The organism is Pseudoduganella dura, from assembly GCF_009727155.1.
GTDB lineage: Bacteria > Pseudomonadota > Gammaproteobacteria > Burkholderiales > Burkholderiaceae_D > Rugamonas > Rugamonas dura.
The window spans coordinates 1,607,473-1,621,287 of record NZ_WNWM01000002.1 but is presented as its reverse complement, the minus strand read 5'-3'; the positions used below and the strand labels follow the sequence as shown (position 1 = coordinate 1,621,287).

The window sequence follows — 13,815 nt, the reverse complement described above, 5'->3', positions numbered from 1 at the left end:
CTTTTCGCCGGACGCGCCTGGCGCTCACTTGGCGATAATGCCTGGTTGCGCAGGAATCATCGCAGCGACGGGAGGGCAGTTCACAGGATCACGGCTTCGTCGGGCAACTGGTTGGGTCGCGCGCCGTCGGCCGGGAAATGCCGTTCCAGCAGGTCGGCCAGGGCGTTCAGGGCGGCCACGGTGCCACCGCCGAACTCGCCGCGCTTGTAGGCTTGGGTCATCGTGCGGCATACGGCCTGCCATTCGTCTTCCGCGATCCGGCGCCCCACATTGCGGTCGGCCACGATGTCGACTGCGTGGTCCGCCAGGTTCACGTAGATCAGTACGCCGCAGTTTTCTTCCGTGTCCCACACGCCGTATTGCGCGAACAGTTCGCGGGCGCGGTCGCGGTTGGCGATGCCGTCCAGCGCCGCGCCGAATGGCAGCGCAGGCTCGACGACCAGCCGCACTTCGGCGCGATGGCGCTGCTCGCCTGCCGCGATCGCGGCGGCGATATCGGCCAGTACCGGTTCGGGGAAGCAGCGCCGGCCGGTACCGGAGCCTGTCGTCAGGTGGCGCAACGCGCGGCGCCAGCGTGCAATCGCATCCATTACCAGTCTCCCGAGGCGCCGCCGCCGTCGAATGTGCCGCCGCCGCCGCCGCCAAAACCGCCACCGAAGCTGCCGCCGCCAAAGCCGCCGCCACCGCGGTGGGCATTGCCCAGGGCGCTGCCGAGCGCGCTGCCGATCAGTACGCCGGCGGCATTCGAGCCCCAGCCCGAGCGGTGCAGGCCGCTGCTGCGTCCGCGGCCACGGCCGCGAAACATCGGCAGCAGCACGAATGCGCCGAACAGGATGGCCGGCCAGATCCACCCGCCGATGCCGTCCGCCTGCGCCTGTCGCGCCTGTTGCGCGGGTTTGGCGGCGGGGGCGGGGAATTGTTCCTTGTCCAGCAAGGTGGCGATGGCCGATACGCCCGCGCTCAGCCCGCCGTAGTAATCGTTGTTGCGAAAGTGTGGCGCGATCACATCCTGCAGCACGCGCTTCGACTGGGCGTCGGTCAGCACGCCCTGCACGCCGCGGCCGGCCTCGATGCGCAGGCGGCGCAGCGAGGAAGGATTATCCTTCGCCACCACCAGCAGCACGCCGTCGTCGACACCCTTGCGGCCCAGCTTCCAGGCATCCGTGACGCGGATGCTGTATTGCTCGATCGCCTCCGGCGCGGTGCTTTTCACGAGGAGGATGGCGATCTGGCTGCCGGTGCGGGTTTCATGGTCGGCCAGCACGGATTCGAGCGCGCCGCGCTGCTGTGCCGTCAGCATGCCGGCCTGGTCGGTGACGCGCGCCTTCAGTTCCGGCACCGGCACGAAAGGATCGGCCTGGGGGGCCTGCGCCCGGGCCGCTTCGACGAACAGCAGCGCACAGCACAGCAGCACGACCAGGACCAGGTAGCGCACCATCCAGTGGCCCAGCCAGCCCTTCGACGGCCGGCGCACCAGACCGCGCAAGCCGCGCCGGCGGCCGGGGCCGCGCACGTCGCGCTCGTTGGTGGCCTCGGCGGTACCCAGCCATTTGCCTTCGGAAGGGTGTTCGCGCGTGCGCCGCCGCGGGGCGGCGGGTGGTGCATTGTCCTGCGGACCCAGCGGCATGACGTTCTCAGCTCCCGCAATCACTTGTTATCACTCGTTTTACTTCTTGGCACCGAAGTCGACGGTCGGCGCGGTCGAGATGGCTTTCTCGTTTTCCACCGTGAAGCTCGGCTTGACTTCATAGCCGAACATCATTGCCGTCAGGTTGGTGGGGAAACGGCGCGCGAGCACATTGTAATCCTGCACCGTGGTGATGTAGCGCTGCCGTGCCACCGTGATGCGGTTTTCCGTGCCTTCGAGCTGCGATTGCAGGTCGCGGAAACTGGTGTCGGCCTTCAGGTCCGGATAGCGCTCGGACACCGCCATCAGCCGCGACAGCGCCGACGACAGTTCGCCCTGGGCCTGCTGGAATTTCTGGAAGGCGGCGGGATTGTTCAGCACCTCCGGCGTCACCTGGATGCTGGTGGCCCGCGAGCGTGCCGCCGTGACCGCCTCGAGCGTCTCGCGCTCGTGCGAAGCATAGCCCTTCACCGTGTTGACGAGGTTGGGAATCAGGTCAGCCCGGCGCTGGTACTGGTTGACGACTTCGCCCCAGGCTGCCTTGGTGGCTTCATCCTTGCTCTGGAAGTCGTTGTAGCCGCAGCCAGACAATACGGCCGTCAGCAGGCCCATCATGATCCAGCGTACGAAGTTGTTGCGCATGCTTCCTCCTTGAAATGACACGTTCCGGTGTTGAAGGCACTATACATGCTCGGCCAGGATCGTATTGTTCGGTGCAGCACATAGCTGGAAGGGCGGGGGCCGGCCGCTATAATGCGGGGTTTGCAAATTTTCTGACTAAGGGGCCGCCGTGAATTTCATCAACAAACTGAATGCCGCCTGGGCCGCCAACGACTCGCTGCTGTGCGTGGGCCTGGACCCGGACATGGAGCGCCTGCCGGCGCAATTCCGCGGTACCCCGGACGGCATCTACCGCTTCTGCACCGCGATCATCGACGCCACCGCCGACCTGGCCTGCGCCTTCAAGCCGCAGATCGCGTATTTCGCGGCCCTGGGCGCTGAAGGGCAGCTCGAGCGCATCAGCGCCTACCTGCGCGACAAGTACCCGCATATTCCGCTGATCCTCGATTCGAAGCGGGGCGACATCGGCGCCACCGCGAAGCAGTATGCGCGTGAAGCCTACGACCGCTACGGCGCGGACGCCGTCACGGTCAGCCCGTACATGGGTTCCGATTCGGTCGAGCCGTACATGGAATGGAACCGCGGCGTGATCGTGCTGTGCCGCACGTCGAACCCGGGCGGTTCCGACCTGCAGTTCCTCGAGGTGGACGGCAAGCCGCTGTACCAGCACGTGGCGCAGCTCGTGGCCGACAAGTGGAACAGCAACGGCCAGTGCGCGCTGGTGGTGGGCGCCACCTTCCCGGAAGAGATCCACGCCGTGCGCGCGATCGTCGGCGACATGCCGTTGCTGATCCCGGGCATCGGCGCGCAAGGGGGCGACATCGAAGCCACGGTGCGCGCCGGCCGCACGGATGCCGGCACCGGCATGATGATCAATTCGTCGCGCGCGATCCTGTACGCGGCGCCGCGGGCGGGCGAGGACTTCGCCGCCGCCGCGCGCCGCGTGGCCGAAGAGACGCGCCTGGTGATCAACGCCCACCGCTGAAACAGCGCTGAAAAACAGGCTCGCGAACAAGGACGGACCGCATCGCGGGGCCGTCGAAAACAGGGTCCGTCCCCAATTTTCCAAACAGGGTCTTTTTTCCTTCGGTATCAATACGACTGCGGCACGATCATCTCGGCGTACTCGTACAGCGCGCCCAGGATCGCTTCGGCGCGCTCGTCGGCCGATTGCGCCAGGTGGTCGATCTCGCCGAACAGCTGGTCGACGCTGCGGGCGCCGCCGGCGCCTTCCAGCAGCCGCGCGGCGCGGTGCTGCTCCCAGTGCTCGTGTTCCTGTTCCGACAGCGTGTCCGGGAAATTGCGGGCGCGGTAGCGGAACAGCAGTTCGGCCAGCCGGTCGTCCTGGAAGTGCGGCGACGCCACTGCCAGCTTTTGCGGCGTTTCGCGGCGCAGCGTGTCGAGCAGCCGGCGGTCTTCCTTGCCGATGAAGCCGCCATACAGGTCTTCGTCGACATCGGCCGGCTCGGCCGGCGGCCGGTGGAACACCTGCTCCCAGAGCGCGGCCAGGTCGGGGCCGTCGGCCGCGTATTGCGCGTGCGTCAGCGCCAGTTCCATGTCGATGCCCCAGCGCTGCGCCATCTCCGGGCTGAGCGTCTTCAGGTTACCCACCAGCATGGGCGACTTGTTCAGGTGCACGCTCTTGATCGGCAGCCGGCTCATGCCTTCCGGCAGCGCCTCGGCGCGGCTGAACAGCCGGGTGCGGATGGTGTCCGCGTCCAGCGTGAACAGTTCGCGCGGGTCGTGGCTGCAATCCCAGACCAGTACTTCATTCTTGTTGGTCGGATGCTGGCCCAGCGGCCACACGAGCGCCAGGCAGCCCCGTTCGGCCGGAAACATGCCCGAGACATGCAGGAACGGCTTGCGCAGCTCGCGGGCGAGATGCAGGCCCATTTCATCCGCCGCGCGGCCCTTGTCGCGCAGCGCCAGGCAAAAGTCCCACAGCCGTGGCTGGCGCTGGCGGATCAACCGCGCCAGCGCGATCGTGGCGCGCACGTCGGACAGTGCGTCGTGCGCCGCCTCGTGCGTTAAATTGTTGACTGATGTCAATAATTCAAGTTTGAAGCTGGTCTTGCCGTTATCACCTTGAGGCCACTCGATGCCGTCGGGCCGCAGCGCGTGGCACATGCGCACCACGTCCAGCAGATCCCAGCGGCCGCAGCCGTTTTGCCATTCACGGGCGTAGGGATCGATCAGGTTGCGCCAGAACAGGAAGCGCGTGACTTCGTCGTCGAAGCGGATCGTGTTGTAGCCGACCCCGACCGTGCCCGGCTCGGCGAACAGCGCCTGGATCGTGGCGGCGAACTGGTGCTCGGGCACGCCTTCGCGCAGGGCATGCTGGGGCGTGATGCCGGTGATCAGGCAGGACTGCGGGTCGGGCAGGTAGTCGTCGGCAGGCTTGCAGTACAGCATGACCGGCTCGCCGATCTCGTTCAGGTCGGCGTCGGTGCGGATGGCGGCAAATTGCGCGGGACGGTCGCGGCGCGGCACGATGCCGAACGTTTCGTAGTCGTGCCAGAGAAAGGTGTGGTTGCTCATGAGTGGCTTAGTCGTGTCATAACCGGAGATTATCGTGGCAAATAGCGTTTCCCTCAATTCAAAGGCCATCTCCACCGATTCGAAGGTGGCGAACCAGGGCGAAGTGACCGCCGCCCGGGCGAAGCTGCAGCTGAACGTGTCGATCATGGAAGCGTCGGCGACGATCTCGATCGGCGTCGGCGGCAACCCGCAGGCGTTGCTGTACAAGTCGGCCATCACCAGCATCAACGAAGCCCTGCGGGCCGAGCTGGGCGAGAACGCGGTGCAGAACGCCGCCCGCCAGGACAATTCGCCGCAGGCGACGGCCGACCGCATCGTGTCGCTGGCCAGCGGGTTTTATGAAGTCTTCAAGCGGCAGAATCCGCAGATGGAAGACGACGCGGCGCTGCAAAAGTTCATGGACGCGGTGAAGGGCGGCGTCGAACAGGGGTTCAAGGAAGCGCGCGATATCCTGAAGGGCCTGAATGCGCTGGGCGGCGACGTGGCCGCGAACATCGACAAGACCTACGAATTCGTCACCAGGGGGTTCGACAGCTTCGCGGCCAGGATGGCGCAGCCGAAGGAAGAGAAGGAAGCCGCGTAACGCGTCGCCCGGCACGGCCGCCATGGCGCAACCGGCACGGCATCTCCACGGTCAGGCGGCAACCGCCACGCGGTCGCGGCCGGCGGCCTTGGCGCGGTACAGCGCACTGTCGGCCGCGGCGATCAGCGCGTGATCGTCGCCGCCATCGAGCAGGCAGGCCACGCCGAACGACGCGGTGATATGCGGCAGCGGCAGGCGCATGTCGTCGAACACCACGGCTTCTCGCATGCATTCGCACAGCCGCTCGGCCACGCCCGCCGCCACGGGGCCGGCCGTGTCCGGCAGGATCACCATCATTTCCTCGCCGCCGTAGCGCACGGCGAAGTCGGCGGGGCGCAGCGCCCCGGCCAGTACCCGTGCCGCCAGGCGCAAGGCGCCATCGCCCTGCAGGTGGCCATGGCGGTCGTTGAAGCCCTTGAAGTGATCGAGATCGAGCATGATCAGCGACAGCGGCGCGCGGGTCGCATGAGCGGTGGAAACCAGCCGCGGCAGCACGTCGTTCAGCCAGGCGCGGTTGTACAGGCCCGTCAGGCCATCGTTGAGCGACAGCTGGCGGTAGAACTCGCCCAGCTTCTGGCGCCGGCGCAACTGCATGCTGGCCGCGCGGATGCGGAACGACAGCAAGCGCAGCAGGTTGCGCGCCACGCCGTCGGATTCTTCGATCAGCCGCCACGCCAGGTCGGCATCGACCAGCAGCAGTTCGCTTTCTTCCAGCGCCTTCAGGCCGGACAGGTCGGCCTCGCCGTCGAGCACCGATTGCTCGCCGGCGCTTTCTCCCGGCAGGATCCTGGTCGTGGCACCGTCGCCGGTGGCATCGGCCAGCGCGCCGCGCAGCACGATCACGAGCTGGGGGCTGGCCGGGCTCGAAATCACTTCGCCGGCGGCCGCCAGCATGACCGGGCAGTGCGCAAGCAGGGTGGCGGCACTGGCGGCATCGGCATCCCGGAACAGCTGCAGGGCGGCGATGTCGTATGGGGAGGCGGCGAACGTGCTGAGTAGTTTCACGGCGGGGGTTCCAGGAAGTCATGCCATGATAGCGCATGAAAGCCACTGCAACGCGGCTGAACTTGTTTCAAACCATTACTTTTACTTACTCTTACAACATGAGTCTCATCGACGCTCTCGGCCAGCCGCACCGCCCCGATCCGAACGCCCGCATCGTCTCGCTGGTACCCTCGATTACCGAGATGCTGTGCGACTTCGGGCTGGCCGGCCGGCTGGTGGGGCGCACCGGCTTCTGCATCCATCCGAAGGACGTGGTGCGCGACATTGCCAAGGTGGGGGGCACCAAGGACGTCAACCTGGACCGGATCCGCGCGCTGGCCCCCACCCACGTGGTCGTCAACATCGATGAAAACGAAAAGCCGACGGCCGACCTGCTTGCCGGGTTCGTGCCGCACGTGATCGTCACCCACCCGCAACAGCCCGAGGACAATCTGGCGCTGGCCCGCCTGCTGGGCGGCGTGTTCTGCGTGGAAGAGGCGGCGCGGCGCTGGTCCGATGCCTTTGCCGCCGGGCTGGCCGCGCTGCGCGCCATGCCGAAAGGGCCACCGCAACGCGTGCTGTACTGCATCTGGCAGGATCCGTGGATGACGGTGTCGCGCGATACGTATATCGCGGCGATGCTGGCGGAAATCGGCTGGAGCGTGCCGGCGATGGCGCCGGCGACAGGCCAGGACCACGGCGCCGGAGCGGCGCGCTATCCCCGTTTCGACTGGAGCGATGCGCTGGTGGCGGACATCGACCAGGTGCTGCTGTCCACCGAGCCGTACCGGTTTACGGAAGCGCATGCCGACGCGCTGGAAAAGCAGCTCGGCAAGCCGGTGCAGCTGGTGGATGGGGAGATGATGTCCTGGTACGGCAGCCGGGCACTGGCCGGGCTGTCGTACCTGCGCGCGCTGGCCGGGGGCTGATCAGTCGTCGGCCGGGACCGGATCGGGCTCGACCAGGTCGGCGACGGGCGTATTGTGCTTGACGTCGCTGCGCTTGCCGAGGGCGGTGTCGAGTGCGCGCACCAGTTTGCTTGAAGCACCGGAAATCGCCTGGCGCACCTCGCTTGCATGGTCGGTCACCGCGATCGGCTGCAGGCCGGCCACGCGGGCTTCCATCATGCAGCGCTTGTCGTTGCCGCCCGATTTCTGGCTGCCGTTGACGTCGCCAAGGTGGACTTCGACCCGGGTGATGTGCTCGCCGAAGCGCTGCAGGGCGGACTGGACCACGTTTTCCACGTGCTGGTCCAGGCTGGCATCATGGGTGATGGACTTGTCGGTGTTGACTTGAACTTGCATCGTTACTCCTCCTCGTTGTGCTGTTGCTCGATATTACGCGGTACGGTGCCTTCCTGTTGTTAAGTGCAGCACATTGTCCGGTTTTCAAGAGCAAGTCGCGAGATTGGAGGAAATCCGCCGCGCAGGCCATAACACTTACTTCGCCTGCCCGGCCAGTTCCTTTTCGTGGTGCGGGAAGCGGTCCATCTTCGCGAGCACGGGGAACAGTTTGATCCATGCGCCGGTGACGACGAGGGTGGCGGCGCCGCCGAACACGATGGCGCGCGACAGCCCCATCCAGCCGGCGGTCACCCCCGATTCGAATTCGCCCAGTTCGTTCGAGGCGCCGATGAACACGGAGTTCACGGCGCTGACGCGGCCGCGGATCGCGTCCGGCGTTTCGTACTGCACCAGCAGGTGCCGTACGTAGACGCTGATCATGTCGCCGGCGCCCATCAGCAGCAGGCAGGCAAGAGCGATGGCGAACGTGGTGGTGGTGCCCAGCACCACGGTGCCCACGCCGAACACGGCCACGCCGCCGAACATCCAGGCGCCGACCCGCCGCGTGATCGGGAAGAACGCCAGCGCGACCGAGCACAACGCGGCGCCGGCGCCGGGCGCGCTGCGCAGCAGTCCCAGCGCTTCCGGGCCCGCATGCAGCACGTCGTGGGCCAGCGCCGGCAGCAGGGCGGTGGCGCCGCCGAACAGCACGGCGAACAGGTCCAGCGAGATGGCGCCCAGCACGATCGGGCGCGACATCACGAAGCGCAGCCCTTCCAGCACGCTGTGCCATGTGGCCGGCTCGCGGTGCGAGGCTTGCGGTGGCGCCTTCGTGCTCGCCATCAGCACTGTTGCGACCAGCAACAGCACGGCGGCGATCGAGTAGACGGCGGTCGGGCCCTGGATGTACAGCAGGCCGCCCAGCGAAGGCCCGGCGATCACGGCCACGTGGAAACTGGAGGAGGAGAGGGCGACGGCCTTGCTGAAGTCTTGCTGGGGCACCAGGTTCACCAGCATCGCCTGCGTGGCCGGCCCCATGAACGCGCGGGCGCTGCCGAACAGCACCAGCACCGCGAAGACCGGCCACACCGCGGTCATGCCGCTGTGGGCGAACGCGAGCAGCAGCAGGCCGACGACCAGCTGCGTGGCCAGGCAGGCGGTGACGATGTTGCGGCGGTTGTAGCGGTCGGCGGCATGGCCGGCCGGCAGGATCAGCAGCAGGAATGGCGCGAACTGCGCCAGCCCGATCATGCCCAGGTAGAACAGGTTGTGCGTCATCGAATACACCTGCCAGCCGACGGCGACATTCTGCATCTGCACGGCGAGGGTGCCGAGGATTCGGGCGGCGAGGTAGAACGAGAAATTGCGGTGGCGCAGGACGGCGAAGCCGTTGGATGTGGACATGAAGCGATCAGGGTGAGTATTCAGTGAAGAATACGCGGTCCCGCCCGGCCGGGCGGGCCGGCGGGGACCGGGATCGCGCTCGGGATCAGGGTTGGGCCAGGTCGGCTTCGGTAGTGAAGGCGTCGGCGTAGAACTCGTCTTCCGGCAGCGCGCATTGCGCAACGAAGTCGCGTTTGGCCGATTCGACGACGATCGGCGCGCCGCAGGCATAGACCTGCCAGCCCGAGAGGTCGGGCAGGTCGGCCACCGCGGCCTGGTGCACGTAGCCGGTGCGGCCGGTCCAGCCATCTTCGTCGAGCGCATCCGATACCACGGGAACGTAGCTGAAGTTCGGCAGTTCGCGCGCCCATTGCTCGCACAGCGCGTGCATGTACAGGTCGCGGGGCCGGCGGCCGCCCCAGTACAGCACCATTTTGCGATCCGAACCGGAAGAGCGCATCTGCTCGACGATCGCCTTGATCGGCGCGAAACCGGTGCCCGAGGCCAGCAGCACCATCGGCTTGTCGGAATCTTCGCGCACGAAGAACGTGCCCAGCGGGCCTTCGAAGCGCAGGATGTCGCGCTCTTTCAGCGTGCCGAATACCTGGTCGGTGAACAGGCCGCCCGGCATGTGCCGGATGTGCAGCGAGACCGGGCCGGTGCCGGGCGCGCTGGCCATGCTGTAGCTGCGGCGCTTGCCGTCGCGCAGCAGGAATTCGATGTACTGGCCGGCGCGGTATTCGAGCACCTCGTTGGCAGGCAATTGCAGCGTCATCACGATGACATCCGGCGCCACCTTTTCCAGCGTGGTCACGCGCGACGGCATTTTCTTGACGGGGAAATCGCCGCTGCCGGCCACTTCGCGGGCGGCGATCACCAGGTCGGAATGGGGAATCGCGCAGCAGAACAGCGATATGCCCTGCGCTTCTTCTTCCTCGCTCAGTGCGCGGCGCTGGTGCGGCTTGTGGGTGATCGAACCGGCCACCACCTTGCCCTTGCAGGAACTGCAGGCGCCGTTCTTGCAGCCATACGGCAGCCCGACGCCCGCCCGCATCGCGGCCGCCAGCACGGTTTCGTCATCGTCGCACGCGAACTGGTGGCCGCTGGGCTGAACAGTAATCTGAAACGTCATACAATCCTTGAGATGAAAATCCATAGCAAACAAAAATCCGCCCGGCGGCGCGGCAAGCCGCACCCCGGCAAGCCGCGCCTGCTGGTCCTCGGCTGCGGCGACGTGGGCATGCGGCTGCTGCCCCTGTTGCGCGCGCGCTACCGCGTCTTTGCCGTCACCCGCGATGCCGCCAATGCCGGCGAACTGCGCGCGGCAGGCGCGGTGCCCGTGCTGGCGGACCTGGACCGGCCCGCCACGCTGCGCCGCCTTGCCGGCCTGGCCCACACGGTGATCCACCTGGCCCCGCCGCCGGGTACCGGCGAGCTCGATACCCGCACGCGCAATGTGATCGCCATTCTACCCGAGGCGGCAAAGGTCGTTTATGTAAGCACGACCGGTGTGTATGGGGACCTCGGCGGCCGCCTGGTCGACGAAACGCAGCCGGTGGCGCCCCGTAATATCCGGGCGCGGCGCCGGGTCGATGCCGAACGCGTGCTGCGCGACTGGGCCCGCCGCGCGCGCGGCCGCCTGTCGATCCTGCGGGTGCCCGGCATCTATGCGGCGGACCGGCTGCCCATCGAGCGCCTGCGCCAGGGCACGCCCGCGCTGGCCGAAGCGGACGATGTCTACACGAACCACATCCACGCGGACGACCTGGCCGCGCTGGTGCGGGCGGCGCTGCACCGCGGGCAGCCGCAGCGCGTCTATCACGCGGTGGACGACAGCCGGCTGCGGATGGCCGATTACTTCGATGCGGTGGCCGACGCGGTTGGCCTGCCGCGCCCGCCCCGTCTGCCGCGCCCGGCGCTGGCGCAGGTGGTATCGCCAACGCTGCTGTCGTTCATGTCGGAGTCGCGGCAACTTGCAAATGGCAGGCTCAAGCGTGAGTTGCGCTTGCGCTTGCGCTATCCGACTGTTGCCGAAGGTCTACAAAGCGTAACGGCGGGCCGGTAGGGTTGACGTCGCGCAAACGTGTGGTTGTCGCTTGCGACTAACGTAGGCAGACATCTTCAGGAGGTCGTATGGAAGCGAACCGCCGGCACCCCAGCAAGGAAGAAGTACGGGCATGGATGGCCCGGCGCCGGGTTTCTTCCCGCGCCGGCGTGCCGCTGCCGCTGCCGTCGCCGGCCGAACTGCGGCGCGAGCTGGGCTGGCATCAGTTGCCGGCAGCGCAGCCGGAGGCCGCGGCGATGCTGTTGCCGATCGTGCTGGCCGAGCTCGCCGCGCTTACGGCCGTGACCTGGTACTGGCTGGTGCTGCCGTTCCCCGCCGATCGGCCGGCCGGTTTTCTAGCACATAAAAACGCGGGAAATCTCTCACATTCTCACAAAAGTTGCCAAAATTAAAGCAATCGCGTGTACCATATTGTCCGAATGCGAACCAACCCGCCGTGTGCGGTTGTTTTATCGCGCGCGAGACCGATCATAAATCGGCGAACACCTGGTAAACCTGCTGCTTTTATACAAAGTCTGAACATGTCATTCCTGAAAGATCTGACCGCTTCCCCTTCGTACAACCCGAATCGCGTGCTTGACGCCATCATCTCGAAACTCGATTTGAAGAACGATGCGGCCCTGTCCCGCGCGCTCGAAGTGGCGCCTCCCGTCATCAGCAAGATCCGCCACAACACGTTGCCGATCGGTGCCACGATCCTGATCCGCATGCACGAGGTCAGCGATTATTCGATCCGCGAACTTCGCGACCTGATGACGCATTGAGCGTCGCGCCATCGCCATGAAAAAAGGCCGGCCCTGTTCAGGGGCCGGCCTTTTTTTCGTGCGGATGCGTGGATCACGCCAGGCGCGGGCGCTCCGTGTAGAAGCCGTTCTGCGCCGGTGCGGCCTCGATGCGGCCCGAATAGGCGGTCGTGGTTGCGATCGCGGCTCGGCCGGAATAGGCCGTTTCAGCGCCGATGCGGCCGGAATAAGCCGTGCTGGCGCTGACATTCTGCTCGCTGATCCGGCCTGAATAGGCAGCCTTCGCCGCGATGGTCGGCTCGCTGACGCGGCCCGAATACGCAACGCGGCCGGAGTATGCGGTGCCGCTGGCGATACGGCCGGAATATGCCGTTTGCGTACCGGCCTGGCCAGCGGCGCCGATCCGCCCGGAATAAGCGGTTTCGGTGCCGATGCGGCCGGAATAAGCCGTGGCGGCGTCGATGCGGCCCGAGTAAGCGGTTTCGGTGCCGATCCGGCCGGGATAGGCGGCATCGGTGCTGATGCGGCCCGAATAGGCGGCGTCGGCGTTGCGCAGGTAAGCCTCGCCGAATGTTTCCTCGTACAGTTCCTTCATCCGGTCGCCCACGCGCTGGTGCGCCGCCACATCATCCTCGCCGCGCAGGCCGATGTAAGGGAAATGGTGCAGGAAATAGCCGAACACCTTGTCGCAGTCCACCGCGTACTTCATCGTGTCGAGAATGTGGTAGTGCCAGAAAGTGTCCACATCCATCAGAGGTGCGGTCTGTTCGTTCGGGAACATCTTCATCAGGTACAGGAAACGGCGGTACTCGAACTCGACGGTATCGGCCTTTTCCAGCGACCAGCCTTCGCCGGATTCCTGGTGCATCAGCTTGACCTTGATCGGCTCCAGGTCGAGTTCGGCGATAGGGTTGAAATGTTCTGAAGAAATCATGGGGGTCCTCTCTGATGGTTGATGGCTCTGAGTAACGATGCCACAATCGAATTGATGTTGACGCGTGGAAATATCAACAAATCCCAGTATAGGTAATGGATCGCAGATTGCAAGGAACTGTTTCAATCGTGCGCGGGGCTCAGAGAGGAGCCACGGGAGCGATGCGCGGGACAGCCGTTGCAATCCCGCAACAAAGCGTTGTGCTACGGTATCAGGCGACGGATTGCGTCAGCCGAGGGCGCACGGTGTACAGCGGGTAGACCGTCGGCTGTGCGGAACCCTTCATTGCCTCCGGTGCCGCCGGGGAGGAGGTGGCCGCACCCGACCATGCGGTCCGTGCCGCCGGTGACGTTGTAGCCGCACCCGACCATGCAGTCCGTGCCGCCGGTGACGTTGTAGCCGCACCCGACCATGCAGTCCGTGCCGCTGGGGAGGAGGTGGCAGCACCCGACCACGCGGTCTGTGCCGCCGGTGACGTAGTGGCCGCACCCGACCATGCGGTCCGTGCGTCCGCCGATGCCAGGGCACGGCCCGACCAGGCAGTCGCCCCCGTACGGATGTAATCCTCGCCAAAGGTCTCTTCGTACAGTTCCTTCATGCGCGCACCCATGTTGTGATGCGCTTCCTCGTCGTCCTCGCCGCGCAGGCCGATATAGGGGAAATGATGCAGGAAGTAACCGAACACGGCCTGGCAATCGGCCGCGTATTTCAACGTATCCAGGATGTGATAGTGCCAGAACGTATCGACGTCCATCAACGGCGCGGTTTGTTCGTCGGGGTATTTCTTCATCAGCACCAGGAAGCGGCGGTATTCCTTTTCCACCGCGTCGGCATGTTCCAGGCTCCACCCCTCGCCGGATTCCGCGTGCATCAGCTTGACCTTGATGGGGTCCAGGTCCAGTTCTTCGATTGCTTTGAAGTCAGCCATATTCATCTCCTGTTGTTGAGGTGGGTCAATGTTTTCAAGACAGGCCTATTGTTGCCTTTGCTTGAAAATGACTATTGACCTACCTCAAACTATAGAAGACTTCTATGGAATAAGTTGCTATATCGA

16 protein-coding genes are annotated in these 13,815 nt (G+C 65.8%); 6 read left to right on the top strand and 10 right to left on the bottom strand.

Translation table 11 applies throughout. From position 1 onward, the window contains the following. Window positions 1-80: 80 nt before the first annotated feature. The 3 genes from GJV26_RS07270 to GJV26_RS07260 form a co-directional block, all read right to left on the bottom strand. Entirely contained in the window at window positions 81-590 is a 510-nt protein-coding gene (locus GJV26_RS07270; protein WP_155708250.1) for a TPM domain-containing protein, read from the bottom strand. Next, a complete protein-coding gene (locus tag GJV26_RS07265) occupies window positions 590-1,438 on the bottom strand; it encodes a TPM domain-containing protein (RefSeq protein WP_155712302.1) in 849 nt (282 codons plus the stop codon). The genes GJV26_RS07270 and GJV26_RS07265 overlap by 1 nt, the downstream gene beginning before the upstream one ends. A 228-nt stretch (window positions 1,439-1,666) precedes the next feature. Then, a complete protein-coding gene (locus GJV26_RS07260; RefSeq protein WP_155708249.1) occupies window positions 1,667-2,269 on the bottom strand; it encodes a LemA family protein in 603 nt (200 codons plus the stop codon). 148 nt (window positions 2,270-2,417) lie between these two features. Here GJV26_RS07260 and pyrF point away from each other — a divergent pair, with 148 nt between their 5' ends. Then, window positions 2,418-3,233, top strand: a complete 816-nt coding sequence (gene pyrF / locus GJV26_RS07255) for an orotidine-5'-phosphate decarboxylase (protein ID WP_189442090.1) — start codon at window positions 2,418-2,420, stop codon at window positions 3,231-3,233. Between the two features lie 107 nt (window positions 3,234-3,340). Here pyrF and sbcB read toward each other — a convergent pair whose 3' ends face one another. Beyond that, entirely contained in the window at window positions 3,341-4,786 is a 1,446-nt protein-coding gene (gene sbcB / locus GJV26_RS07250; protein ID WP_155708248.1) for an exodeoxyribonuclease I, read from the bottom strand. Window positions 4,787-4,820: 34 nt separating this feature from the next. On the opposite strand from sbcB, the gene GJV26_RS07245 reads away from it, so the two are divergent. After that, a complete protein-coding gene (locus GJV26_RS07245; RefSeq protein ID WP_155708247.1) occupies window positions 4,821-5,369 on the top strand; it encodes a DUF5610 domain-containing protein in 549 nt (182 codons plus the stop codon). Window positions 5,370-5,420: 51 nt separating this feature from the next. On the opposite strand, the gene GJV26_RS07240 is transcribed toward GJV26_RS07245, so the two are convergent. Next, window positions 5,421-6,374 carry a GGDEF domain-containing protein gene (locus GJV26_RS07240; RefSeq protein ID WP_189442092.1) on the bottom strand — a complete coding sequence of 318 codons (954 nt, stop codon included), beginning with the start codon at window positions 6,372-6,374 and terminating at the stop codon, window positions 5,421-5,423. A 98-nt stretch (window positions 6,375-6,472) separates the two neighbouring features. Here GJV26_RS07240 and GJV26_RS07235 point away from each other — a divergent pair, with 98 nt between their 5' ends. After that, window positions 6,473-7,282 (top strand): helical backbone metal receptor, encoded by an 810-nt coding sequence (locus tag GJV26_RS07235; RefSeq protein WP_155708246.1) that lies wholly within the window; start codon window positions 6,473-6,475, stop codon window positions 7,280-7,282. On the opposite strand, the gene GJV26_RS07230 is transcribed toward GJV26_RS07235, so the two are convergent. From GJV26_RS07230 to GJV26_RS07220, 3 genes are all read right to left on the bottom strand, one after another. After that, window positions 7,283-7,657 carry an HPF/RaiA family ribosome-associated protein gene (locus GJV26_RS07230; protein WP_155708245.1) on the bottom strand — a complete coding sequence of 125 codons (375 nt, stop codon included), beginning with the start codon at window positions 7,655-7,657 and terminating at the stop codon, window positions 7,283-7,285. Between the two features lie 135 nt (window positions 7,658-7,792). After that, the gene (locus GJV26_RS07225; RefSeq protein WP_155708244.1) at window positions 7,793-9,040 is read right to left on the bottom strand and encodes an MFS transporter; all 1,248 of its coding nucleotides are present in this window, start codon (window positions 9,038-9,040) and stop codon (window positions 7,793-7,795) included. Between the two features lie 85 nt (window positions 9,041-9,125). Next, window positions 9,126-10,151 carry a CDP-6-deoxy-delta-3,4-glucoseen reductase gene (locus GJV26_RS07220; RefSeq protein WP_155708243.1) on the bottom strand — a complete coding sequence of 342 codons (1,026 nt, stop codon included), beginning with the start codon at window positions 10,149-10,151 and terminating at the stop codon, window positions 9,126-9,128. Between the two features lie 12 nt (window positions 10,152-10,163). On the opposite strand from GJV26_RS07220, the gene GJV26_RS07215 reads away from it, so the two are divergent. The 3 genes from GJV26_RS07215 to GJV26_RS07205 all read left to right on the top strand — a co-directional run bounded on the left by GJV26_RS07215 (window position 10,164) and on the right by GJV26_RS07205 (window position 11,848). Beyond that, window positions 10,164-11,084 carry an NAD-dependent epimerase/dehydratase family protein gene (locus GJV26_RS07215; RefSeq protein ID WP_155708242.1) on the top strand — a complete coding sequence of 307 codons (921 nt, stop codon included), beginning with the start codon at window positions 10,164-10,166 and terminating at the stop codon, window positions 11,082-11,084. Between the two features lie 68 nt (window positions 11,085-11,152). Then, the gene (locus GJV26_RS07210) at window positions 11,153-11,476 is read left to right on the top strand and encodes a hypothetical protein (protein ID WP_155708241.1); all 324 of its coding nucleotides are present in this window, start codon (window positions 11,153-11,155) and stop codon (window positions 11,474-11,476) included. Between the two features lie 129 nt (window positions 11,477-11,605). Further along, window positions 11,606-11,848 carry a hypothetical protein gene (locus GJV26_RS07205; RefSeq protein ID WP_155708240.1) on the top strand — a complete coding sequence of 81 codons (243 nt, stop codon included), beginning with the start codon at window positions 11,606-11,608 and terminating at the stop codon, window positions 11,846-11,848. A gap of 73 nt (window positions 11,849-11,921) precedes the next feature. On the opposite strand, the gene GJV26_RS30100 is transcribed toward GJV26_RS07205, so the two are convergent. Further along, a complete protein-coding gene (locus GJV26_RS30100) occupies window positions 11,922-12,887 on the bottom strand; it encodes a UCP032817 domain-containing protein (protein WP_229419196.1) in 966 nt (321 codons plus the stop codon). Between the two features lie 85 nt (window positions 12,888-12,972). Then, window positions 12,973-13,689: a UCP032817 domain-containing protein gene (locus GJV26_RS07195; RefSeq protein ID WP_308807622.1), complete on the bottom strand. Its 717-nt coding sequence runs from the start codon at window positions 13,687-13,689 to the stop codon at window positions 12,973-12,975. Between the last annotated feature and the right edge of the window lie 126 nt (window positions 13,690-13,815).